Here is a 10,936-nt window from a genome sequence, read left to right as displayed (position 1 = left end):
TTCCACAAACCACGGCTCCTGCAACCCGAGAACTTGTCTGTACAGGTCGGTATCTCGCATCGGTATCCCCTCCTTGGGGACCTATCATACAAGACTTACCGACCCACGACAATTCCGGAAGGACCATATTTTTTAAGCCTCCTGTCCAACTCTTCCCTATGGCTCTGAGGGACAGGCACACCCGATTCATCTAAAGCGATTGCGTCCCACAGATCCTCAACCAGCAGGATCTTTTCCGGCGTACTCAATTTGCTGATTTCAGGAATATCGGTAATGCGCACAGTTGGCCTCATTTCTCATAGTTGTAATCTGCCCCTTGTCAGGTACAACATCTTTTATTCCTCTCTTGATGGTTCCAGAGGCAACCGGCGCAGTCTGTATCGGGCATCCTCTACAATGATGATGGCGCCTTCTGCCAGTTCATTGCTGCGCTTCGATATAACCTTCAATAATTTTGGTGTTACCGATGAGGGGATCTGGTTGTGCAACCGAAAGATAATAACGCTGGGGAGAGTCTGAGCGCTGGCAGCCAGTATATCTCCGAAGTCCAGATCAAATGTCAAGACGATCCGTCCCTCACGCCTGGCCTTTTCCATGATGGCGCCATCAGGAAGACGCCCCAGGTTCTCCTCGCGGAGATGAACCGCCTCGTGTCCATGCTCACGGAGTGCCAACACAGTGCTCATGGAGACACCCATATCCGCCAGGAATTTCAAGGCCAGTTTCCTGTCAGAGAATGCACTTCCTCACTGGCCAGTGAGGCCGCATATTGGAGCGCCTGCCGGATATCTGCCGGCTCCAGATCCGGATACTCCTTCAGTATCTCTTCCGTTGTCATCCAGTTGGCCACCAGGTTGACAACCAGAGAAACCGTGATCCTCATCCCCCGGATACAGGCCCGTCCACCCATGATACGTGGATCAAATGTAATTCGATCGAACATCTCCTTACCCCCTTATTCTCAAAATCAGCCTATTGTATCATACTCCTCCAGGCAAACCAACAGTTCATTGCCATGGAAAATGTTGACATGAGGGTAAAGACCTCCTTAAAATAGCGCCATCTCTTTAATGCCTTCTGGATTGTGAAAATGGCACGAAGTAACAAAGAACAGGTCTTTGCGCTTTGCATAGAGAATAGGGACTGCGAGGATCTGGAAAAGCGCAAGATCTATCATGCTTTTACTCTTCCGGATTTAAGAAAACCATATCTTATATCTATTAAATCTGGTCTTGGAAAAACTGGAGCTGATATTACCATCAATAACGGCTGGCAACTCGGGAATGTTAAAGACCAATCTGACAATACTGCCTTTATGACTGAAGTAATAAAATCAGCAATGAACATTAAGATGACTACATCTCAAAGCATTGATTGCTCGCCAGGACTATTTTACATTGACACAATTTCAGATAACAATCAGTTAAAATTGATTCTCAAGAAATTGGATTTTGAATAATAACAAGAGATGTCCTTATCAGACAGCTCGATAGCGTACCCCATCCCATCCCTGAGACAAGCTATGATACATTATCTTGCAGGGGGGATATCTGTTGCCTTTCCCCCTTCTGTAGACTATAATAACACCGATGAATTCTTATGTTTCTGTAAGAAAAGTCCTCACTTACACGCTCCTCCTCAACATGATAGCAGCCCTTGCCAAACTGGTTTATGGTCAGATGTCGGAATCCCTTAGTATGGTTGCGGACGGCTATCATTCGTTCTTTGACGGGACGTCAAACGTTGTCGGACTTGTGGGTATATGGCTTGCCTACAACCCCCCTGACAAGGACCACCCCTATGGACACAAGAAGTACGAGACGCTGGCGTCACTTGGCATATCTATCCTCCTGTTCCTTACGTGCTATCATGTATTACGGGATGCCTGGTTAAGGTTTACGGATTCAGCAGTACCCCATGTCACAGGCTTCAGCTTCCTCGTTATCCTGGCTACAACAGGTATCAATATTTTTGTAATGACATGGGAGCGATCAAGGGGCAGGGAGCTGAAAAGTGATATACTAATAGCGGATGCTATGCACACAAGGAGTGATATCTTTGCCTCTGCGGCTGTTTTGATCAGTCTTGCTGCTGTGTATGCCGGCCTGCCTGTTATAGACCCTATAGCGGCCTTCATCATTGCCATACTGATCGGCAGGACGGGCTACCAAATACTGTTCGAGTCTGCAAAGGTATTGAGTGATTACTCCAGGATAAATCCGGAGCACATAAGAGATGTTGCCCTTGGCGTTGATGGTGTGACAGAATGCCATGATGTAAGGTCGCGTGGTACCCAGACAGATGTATTCGTTGATTTGAGGCTTCATGTGGCACCTGATATGGGCATATCAGAAGCACATGAGCTGGCACATAAGGTTGAAGGAAGGATCAAAAAAGAGTTTGCTGAGGTAACGGAAGTTGTGGTGCATCTCGAGCCGGAAGGCAGGATGGTAGGCAGTGCAAATGAAAGTTAAACACAAAGTCATTTACTGTGTAGTTAACGTCATTCCCGCGTAAGCGGGAATCCAGAACGGGGCCTGATTCTGGATTCCCACTCCCCGCTTAAATCCTGCGGGGACAGGTTCCGTGGGAATGACGGGTACATAGGAGCATTTTTGGATGGTGTATATAAAATATAATTCTTTGTGCCCTTTGTGTCTTTGTGGTTAATAACGGGGATTTTCAGGTGAAGGGGGTGGTGCGCATGAGTACTGCAAAGAGGCCTGTAATAGGAATAACAATGGGAGACCCGGCCGGCATAGGACCGGAGATTATTGTAAAGGCTATCCTCGAGTATGACATCAGCAAGATATGCCGTCCTGTTGTGATAGGGGATGCAGAGGTCATAAGGAATATCTTAAAGAAGTGCAGGCTCAGGGGAGAGATAAAGAAGGTTGAAAAGATTGCATCGCCTCCGGCAGGCAGCGGTAAGGTTGAAGTTGTTGATCTGAACAATGTTGACGTAAAGGAACTAAAGTATGGTGTGCCTGGCAAGACCTGTGGTTCTGCTGCTGTCGCGTACATAAAAAAGGCCGCAGAGCTTGCGCTCTCAAAAAATATAGATGCGATTACCACGGCCCCGATAAATAAGGAGATCATCAATGCGGCAGGTTTTCAATACCCCGGACATACTGAACTCTTTGCTGAACTGGCCGGTACAAAAGATTTTGGTCTGATGATGGTTGGCGGGGGCTTGCGTGTTATACTCGTTACGACACACATGGCATTAAAAGAGGTATTCAGGCACATAAAAAAAGACAAAGTGCTTAGAACCATCCGTCTTGCCCATAAGGCTATGGGATATTTCCAGACAAAGGCCCCGAGGATTGCAGTAGCGGCGCTTAATCCGCATGCAGGGGAAGGGAGACTTTTTGGCACGGAGGAATGGGATGTGATCATGCCTGCGATTATTGAGGCGCGCGGGGAAGGGCTGGATGTGAGCGACCCGCTCCCAGCAGATACCCTGTTCCATAAGGCAAAAGAGCGCTACTACGATATAGTCGTAGCCATGTATCATGACCAGGGGCTGATACCGTTAAAACTTCTTGCCTTTGGGAAGGCTGTCAATGTAACAGTTGGCCTGCCCTTTATCAGGACTTCTGTAGACCACGGAACGGCATATGACATAGCCGGCAAAGACTGTGCGGATCCGGGGAGTCTGATTGAGGCGTTAAAGATGGCCGTAGAAATGGTGGGATTTACTCATGCATAAAGATGGCGACAGCGGCAACAATCTAAATAAAAAGCAGGAACGGCCGGGGCGTCCGAAGAAGCATCTTGGACAGCACTTTCTTCAGGATCCTGAAATCATATCAAAAATAATAGAGACTGCGGACATTCACAGGGAAGATGTGGTTGTTGAGATTGGGCCTGGCAGGGGCGCTCTGACATTCAGGATGGCAGATTTGGCGTCCGAGGTCATTGCCATAGAGATAGACAGCTCGATGATCGGAAATCTTAATGAACGTGCTGCCTCTTATCCAAACCTTACGATAGTAGAGGCGGATGCGCTCCAATTTCACTATCATCAGATCGGTACAAGATTCAAGGTGGTGGCAAATCTCCCCTACTATATGTCCACTCCTATCCTCTTCCGCCTTATAGAACTGCGAGATATGGTTGATTCAATGACGATTATGCTCCAGAAAGAGGTTGCCGAACGTGTTGTTGCATCGCCGGGCAGTAAAGACTACGGGATATTATCCATAGCCGTTCAGTTTTATGCACTTCCTGAGATAGCATTTAATGTGTCACGGAAGATGTTTTATCCTGAACCAAAGGTTGACTCGTCAGTTTTGAAAATTGTACCAAGGGAAAGGGTAGCAGTAGATGTAAGAAACGAAGGGTTGTTCTGGGGGCTTATTAAATCAGCCTTTTATTACAGAAGAAAGACATTGCTCAATTCGCTCTCTTTGTCAGGCCACAGCAAGGAAATTATAAAGAATGTCCTTAATGCCGCAGAGATAGACCAGAACAGGCGCCCTGAGGATGTCAGTATGGAGGAATGGGCAAAGATTGCCGATACGCTTATGGATTTTATGATGTCAGAGCATAAGAGGATGAAATTTTAAAACAGTCGAAATATTTCAAAGTAACCAAAGGGGGATATTTATGAAGAAGGTTGTTCTGGTTTTTGCATCAGTGTTGATAGCAGCTATGATACTTTCGAATCCGCTGAATGCTGCAGACAAGGTTGATGCAGTAAAGATAGGTGTTGTGGATCTTCAGAAGGTAATTATTCAATCAACGGGTGGAAAAGAGGCCAGGGGTTTGTTTGAAGGTGAAATGACAGCGAAAAAGAAGGCCCTTACTGAGAAAGAAGAAATGTTGAAGAAACTTCGTTCAGAAATAGATAAAGGTGGAATATCAGATTCGGCGAAAAAGGAGAAGGAAGATAATTTTCAGAAAGATGCGAGGGATCTGAGACGGCTCAGGGATGAGACGGAGTCTACGCTGAGAGAAATGGACAAGGCGATTACGGTTAAAATGATCGGTGAAATTCGTGAGGTCATATCAAAACTCGGAGACGAGGGAAAGTACACACTTATCCTTGAAAAGGACGCCAGTGTACTCTACATGCCTAATACAATAGACCTGACCGGCAGGGTTATTGAAAATTATGACAAGCAGAAGGCAAAGAAATAAGGACGTGAAGAGGATGCGGGTACTTCTGATTGTCCTTTCTATCCTGATAATTCCTGTTTTTACATCATGCGGGGCGGCAAAACAGAAACAGGATAAAGACGCTGTTGCTATTGTAAACGGCGCCCCGGTTTCATTGCATGAGTTTCAAAGGGAGCTTGCAATTTATGCGAACAGAAATCCTGACTTTAAATTGACCGCTGTCTCTGTGGAAGAACATCTCAATATGTTTATTGACAAACAACTCATGATTCAGGAAGCGATGAAGATGGGGCTTGCAGAAGACGAAAGATTCCTTGAAACTATTAAGCGGTTCTGGGAACAGACGCTTATCAGGGAGCTGATAGATGCAAAGGGCAGGGAATGGAGCGGGAGACTTATTGTTACAGAAGATGATATCCTTGCCCGCTATAAAGAGATTAAACCTGTTCCCGGATATCCATTGAAAGACATTTATGATGAGATAAGGCTGGCGCTGCTTGAGCAGAAAAGACAAACGGCCATGGATGAATGGTTGAAGGAGATTAGAAAGACAGCAACGATTAATATTGATATGAAAAAGTTATCTGAGAGTTACAAATGAACAGACCAATATTCAGGCGGCGCAACTATCTGATTAACAGGGATTTTCAGGTTGGTTTCACCATCAAGTTCCTGATAATTATTGTAATTGAATCCTTACTTGCAGTTGGCCTTTTCACCTACCTCTCGAGGGGCACGCTAACTACGGGTTTCATAGGCTCTGACTTCAGGATTGCAAGGACGTCAGAATTCTTCCTCCCGACACTGTTAGTGTCAAACCTCATCATCATTATTGTTACAGCTATTATTGGCATAGCAGTACTTGTTTATATGTCACACAGGATAGCTGGTCCGTTGTACCGGTTTGAAAAGGTCCTGAATGAGATGGAAGGCGGTGACCTGACTCAGAGTTTTAATCTTAGGGATAATGATCAATTATCAGAGTTATCCGCAAGTATTACGGGGTTAACAACCACTATGAATAACAGGATTGGTGAAATAAAATTGAGGACTCATGAGTTGTCCGGACTTTTGCGGGAAATTAAGGCCTCAGCACCATCCTCCGGACCGGCAGACAATAAAGACCTGGAAAACCTGTTGAGAGAAGTATCAGAAAATGTTCAGGCTTTAGAGGAGGTTGTAACCTATTTCAAGACCTCGGAAAACCGGTAATCCCTGTCTGTTCTTTTCCATGGTTACGCTATCCTGCCTTGTCACCATATTTGTTTTTATATTCCCACGTTCCGTACTTGCCTGTGATGGCTGGTCCAAAAGCCTTAATACAAAATATGCAACACTCTGTTATACCAATGAAAAAGACATTGATAGGTTCACAAAAGGTATAAGAAAGGGTATTTCACTCTTTGATGACACTGCCAGGAAGAATCCCTCAGAAACAGGGAATAAGGTAGATTCTATTGTGGACAGGGTAAGCGGATTGCTCGATATGCATCCATTTGACCTGCATTTTAATATCAATGTCTATCAAAATCAAAAAGAGATTGACAGCGCCTACACCCGCATGGCCACCCTCGGTGCTTTTGGGAGGATCCCAATCGCCTTTTATTCACACAAAAGCCGGACGATTTATATTTCAACGGAAAATATAAGTGCAGGAATACTGGCGCATGAAATAGCTCACGCTGTAATAAATTTCTACTTTCCGGAACCACCTCCTGAGAAGATGCAGGAGATATTGGCTCAATATGTAGATAAGCACCTGTGGGAGGAATAGGGAGTTAACGCTGCATATGGCACAGGTATTGCGATGTAATTTGCCGTATTTACTTCAATTTTCGTGTCCTTTGCCAGGTGATTCCTGGCATTCCTGACAACTCTGTTAATGTGACATTGAATTTAGCATGGGAAAGTGTTAAATTAACCGCATATGGATGATGCGGCCCTCCTGATTATACCTCTTGGCGGTCTTGGTGAAATCGGTCTCAATATGACCGTCTTCCGTTATGGAGATGACATAATAGCTGTAGATGCCGGGCTAATGTTTCCTGAAGAGGAGATGCTTGGTGTTGATGTCGTCATCCCTGATTTTTCTTATCTGACTGAAAACCGTGAAAATGTCCGCGGCATTTTTATTACCCATGGACATGAAGATCACATAGGCGCCATCCCATACCTGCTTAGAGAGATGAATATCCCTGTATATGGCACACCTCTCACCATTGGTCTTATCTCGGAAAAGCTGAAGGAACATGATCTTGATGAGAAAAGCAAATTGATCCCTATCAGGCCTGGAGAGGTTATTGATGCGGGAAGTTTTTCAGTTGAAGGCATCAGGATAACCCACAGCATAGTGGACGGGGTAGGCTTCGGAATTACAACGCCTGCCGGCCGTATAGTACATACAGGGGACTTCAAATTTGATCAGACACCTGTTGATGGTCAGCTGCTGGATGTCCATCGTTTTGCTGATTACGGAAATATGGGAACACTCGTACTCCTTTCAGACAGCACAAACTCTGAGAGAGAAGGTTATTGTCTGTCGGAGCGTGAGGTCGGCGTTGCATTTAATGAGATATTTGCTTCTGCCAGGAAAAGGATTATCGTGGCCACGTTTGCGTCAAACATTCACAGGATACAGCAGGTTATTGACGCAGCGGCGAAATACGACAGAAGGGTAATTCTGAACGGCAGGAGTGTGATAAACAACACGAGGATAGCAGAGGAGCTTGGATACCTGCACTATCCCCCTGATGTCAAGGCATCTATGGATGATCTGAATGAACTGCCGGATGATAAGGTTGTGATTGTGACAACAGGGAGTCAGGGAGAGCCGATGTCTTCACTCTCCAGGATGGCGATGGATGATCATAAGCATATAAAGATAAAAGAAGGTGATATGGTGTTGCTATCCTCCAGGTTCATCCCTGGAAATGAGAGGGCAATCGGCAGAGTGATCAATCACCTCTTCAGGCGCGGCGCCAATGTCCTGTATGAACAGGTCTCGGATATCCATGTGTCCGGTCATGCCTGCAGGGAGGAGCAGAAGATGATGCTTAATCTGGTGAAACCAAAATATTTTATACCTGTACATGGCGAGTACAGGCACCTTGTGTATCACGCAAGACTGGCAGAGGGGCTTGGAATTCCCAGGGAGAATATACTCATACTTGAGGATGGGGATGTGGCGCATTTCTCAAAGGATGGCGCATCAATAGCAGGGAAGGTGGAATCAGGACGGGTGTTTGTGGATGGAAAGGGGATTGGCGAGGTTGGCGGCATAGTCCTCAGGGATCGTAAACACCTTGGGATGGATGGGATTATCATTGTAATGACAGGGATCGAAAAGAGTTCTGCAAAAGTTATTACAGGTCCGGACATTATCACCCGTGGATTTATCCATGAAGGGGATTATCCTGAAGTAATTGAGGAACTGCGGCAGGTCGTTATCACGCTCCTTGGTGAAATGGAGCAGGAGTCAAAGCAGGAGTGGATAGTAGTAAAGGACAGGGTGACCGCTGCGCTGAAGAGGTACATAAAGAAAAAGATGGAGAGGCGGCCGATGATTATACCAATAATTATTGAGGTGTAGGGGCAATGGCTGAGAAAAAGGCAAAACGGGAACAAAAGAAATGGATTAGTGAAATCTGGGGGCTTGTCTTTTTTGCAGCGGGTCTCATTATTTTTGCAAGCCTTATATCATTCAGCCCTGATGATCCTTCATTTAACTCTATTTCTACCAGTAATAACGTAAAAAATCTTGCCGGCCTGCTGGGTTCATACCTTTCTGATATCCTTTTTACTCTTGCAGGCGGTGCAGCATACCTTGTCCCATTTGTCCTTTTTCTCGCAGGATGGAAGAAGTTTAAGAGGGAAGAGGCTTCTCATATTGAAAGGGTCATAGGTTTTTGCCTTCTGTTCCTGTCACTTCCAACGTTCCTCCACCTTAACCTTGGCAGGTTCTCTCTCTCTATCAAGGGGAGCATCCCTGCAGGAGGACTTATAGGTGATTTGATCGCCTCGCTACTCACAGGTTGTTGTGCCAAATTCGGTGCCCATGTAATAGCCTTTACACTTGTGGTGATATCAGCAGTAATAGCGATAGGAATTTCTCCTGCGGATATGTCGTCAGCTATATTGAGAAGGGCGGGATTTTTTTTACAATTGCTTAAGGGAAGATTATCAGTCAGGGACAGGAAAAAAAAGGTGGTTCTGGAGGGCAAACCTGTATTATCCTCAGATAAAGGTCTCCCTGAAGAAGAGCAATATCCAGAGGAACCGGAGCTGGACCTTTTTCGTCCTGAGCCTGTAATTCAGCAGAGAAACCGCAATCGTCATAGCGCCGGAGACAGCGAGACAGTGCTTATGCAGGAAAATCTTGAGTTCTCGAACACGTCCCCTGATGGATCATATAAACTGCCGCCGTTGTCAATACTTAGTGACCCGCCTCAGTCAGATCTTAAAATTAATAAAGAAGACCTCCTTATGAATTCCAATATCCTTGAGAAAAAACTTCTTGATTTCGGAATAGATGGTCAGGTCGTAGAGGTTAATCCGGGGCCGGTGATAACAATGTATGAATTCGAACCCGCGCCGGGTGTCAAGTTGTCAAGGATCGTGAACCTATCTGATGACCTTGCGCTTGCACTCAAATCCGGGAGTGTGCGCATTGTAGCACCGCTCCCTGGCAAATCTACAGTGGGGATAGAGGTGCCTAACCATTTAAGGGAAGATGTGTTCCTTAAGGAGATAATTGCATCTGAGCAGTTCCGGGCATTAAAGTCGAGGCTGCCTCTGGCGCTCGGAAAGGATATCTCCGGCAATCCGGTTGTAGCTGACATGACAAGGATGCCGCATCTGCTGGTCGCAGGTGCAACAGGCTCAGGCAAGAGTGTTGCCTTAAACAGTATGATATCCAGCCTTATCTACAGTGCCACCCCATCTGAACTAAAGATAGTAATGATAGATCCAAAGATACTGGAGTTGTCCATCTATGAGGGTATACCTCATCTCATCACGCCTGTAATTACTCAGCCAAAGGAGGCGTCATGGATTTTGCAGAGACTTGTTGAGGAGATGCAGAGGAGGTACCGCGTCCTTGCAGAGAAGGGAGTAAGAAACATTGACGGGTATAACAAGCTCCCTGATAAAGAGGAAACTCTTCCATATATAGTTGTAATAGTTGACGAACTTGCTGACCTTATGATGACGGCGCAGCGTGAAGTGGAAGACTCTATTGCAAGACTTGCCCAGATGGCAAGGGCGGCAGGTATACATCTGATACTGGCGACTCAACGGCCGTCAGTGGACGTTATTACAGGCGTCATAAAGGCAAATTTCCCTGCACGCATATCATTCAAGGTCTCATCAAAGGTGGATTCAAGGACCATACTTGACGGCATTGGGGCGGAGGACCTGCTGGACAAGGGAGATATGCTCTTTCTTCAGCCCGGGACTTCAAAGCTGATGAGGGTGCATGGCGCGTTTATATATGAGGCAGAGGTAAAGAATCTGGTTGATTATGCAAAGGCACAGGCAAGTCCTGAGTATAGCTACAAACCTGAGGAAGCTGTTTCAGAGGAGGCTGTTTCCGAAGGAGACAGAGACGATGAGTTCTACCAGCAGGCCCTTGATATTGTCCTGATGTCGGGACAGGCTTCAATATCGCTCATACAGCGCCGTTTGCGCATAGGCTTCAACCGTGCCGCGCGGCTTGTTGAGATGATGGAGGTGGATGGTTTTGTTGGGCCGTCCATTGGAGGCAAGCCAAGAGAGGTGCTCAAGCGCGAGAGTACCAATAAGCAATGAGTAATTG

At 46.0% G+C, this 10,936-nt stretch carries 13 protein-coding genes; 10 read left to right on the top strand and 3 right to left on the bottom strand.

The window, feature by feature from the left end; all coding sequences use genetic code 11:
- Positions 1-95: 95 nt before the first annotated feature.
- From IT393_00370 to IT393_00360, 3 genes are read right to left on the bottom strand one after another with little or no spacing between them, the layout of a single operon-like run.
- Complete coding sequence (locus tag IT393_00370; protein ID MCC7201111.1) at positions 96-281, bottom strand: addiction module protein; 186 nt, start codon at positions 279-281, stop codon at positions 96-98.
- 54 nt (positions 282-335) lie between these two features.
- Complete coding sequence (locus tag IT393_00365) at positions 336-716, bottom strand: DUF5615 family PIN-like protein (protein MCC7201110.1); 381 nt, start codon at positions 714-716, stop codon at positions 336-338.
- Positions 713-943: a DUF433 domain-containing protein gene (locus IT393_00360; GenBank protein ID MCC7201109.1), complete on the bottom strand. Its 231-nt coding sequence runs from the start codon at positions 941-943 to the stop codon at positions 713-715. Before IT393_00360 ends, IT393_00365 begins: the two co-directional genes overlap by 4 nt.
- 141 nt (positions 944-1,084) lie before the next feature.
- On the opposite strand from IT393_00360, the gene IT393_00355 reads away from it, so the two are divergent.
- The 10 genes from IT393_00355 (at position 1,085) to IT393_00310 (ending at position 10,929) form a co-directional block, all read left to right on the top strand.
- Positions 1,085-1,459 carry a hypothetical protein gene (locus tag IT393_00355; GenBank protein ID MCC7201108.1) on the top strand — a complete coding sequence of 125 codons (375 nt, stop codon included), beginning with the start codon at positions 1,085-1,087 and terminating at the stop codon, positions 1,457-1,459.
- 130 nt (positions 1,460-1,589) lie between these two features.
- Complete coding sequence (locus IT393_00350) at positions 1,590-2,474, top strand: cation transporter (GenBank protein ID MCC7201107.1); 885 nt, start codon at positions 1,590-1,592, stop codon at positions 2,472-2,474.
- A 230-nt stretch (positions 2,475-2,704) separates the two neighbouring features.
- The gene (gene pdxA, locus IT393_00345) at positions 2,705-3,712 is read left to right on the top strand and encodes a 4-hydroxythreonine-4-phosphate dehydrogenase PdxA (GenBank protein MCC7201106.1); all 1,008 of its coding nucleotides are present in this window, start codon (positions 2,705-2,707) and stop codon (positions 3,710-3,712) included.
- Positions 3,705-4,571 carry a ribosomal RNA small subunit methyltransferase A gene (gene rsmA, locus IT393_00340; protein MCC7201105.1) on the top strand — a complete coding sequence of 289 codons (867 nt, stop codon included), beginning with the start codon at positions 3,705-3,707 and terminating at the stop codon, positions 4,569-4,571. Before pdxA ends, rsmA begins: the two co-directional genes overlap by 8 nt.
- Before the next feature lie 40 nt (positions 4,572-4,611).
- A complete protein-coding gene (locus IT393_00335; protein ID MCC7201104.1) occupies positions 4,612-5,145 on the top strand; it encodes an OmpH family outer membrane protein in 534 nt (177 codons plus the stop codon).
- Between the two features lie 13 nt (positions 5,146-5,158).
- A complete protein-coding gene (locus IT393_00330) occupies positions 5,159-5,725 on the top strand; it encodes a SurA N-terminal domain-containing protein (protein MCC7201103.1) in 567 nt (188 codons plus the stop codon).
- Positions 5,722-6,336, top strand: a complete 615-nt coding sequence (locus IT393_00325) for a methyl-accepting chemotaxis protein (protein ID MCC7201102.1) — start codon at positions 5,722-5,724, stop codon at positions 6,334-6,336. The genes IT393_00330 and IT393_00325 overlap by 4 nt, the downstream gene beginning before the upstream one ends.
- 19 nt (positions 6,337-6,355) lie before the next feature.
- Positions 6,356-6,898 carry a hypothetical protein gene (locus IT393_00320; GenBank protein ID MCC7201101.1) on the top strand — a complete coding sequence of 181 codons (543 nt, stop codon included), beginning with the start codon at positions 6,356-6,358 and terminating at the stop codon, positions 6,896-6,898.
- A 153-nt stretch (positions 6,899-7,051) separates the two neighbouring features.
- Entirely contained in the window at positions 7,052-8,713 is a 1,662-nt protein-coding gene (locus tag IT393_00315) for a ribonuclease J (protein ID MCC7201100.1), read from the top strand.
- 5 nt (positions 8,714-8,718) lie between these two features.
- Positions 8,719-10,929 (top strand): DNA translocase FtsK, encoded by a 2,211-nt coding sequence (locus IT393_00310; GenBank protein MCC7201099.1) that lies wholly within the window; start codon positions 8,719-8,721, stop codon positions 10,927-10,929.
- Positions 10,930-10,936 lie beyond the last annotated feature (7 nt).

The organism is Nitrospirota bacterium, from assembly GCA_020851375.1.
Classification (GTDB): domain Bacteria; phylum Nitrospirota; class 9FT-COMBO-42-15; order HDB-SIOI813; family HDB-SIOI813; genus RBG-16-43-11.
The sequence above is the reverse complement of the archived record's forward strand: the minus strand, read 5'-3'. Positions and strand labels throughout refer to the sequence as shown.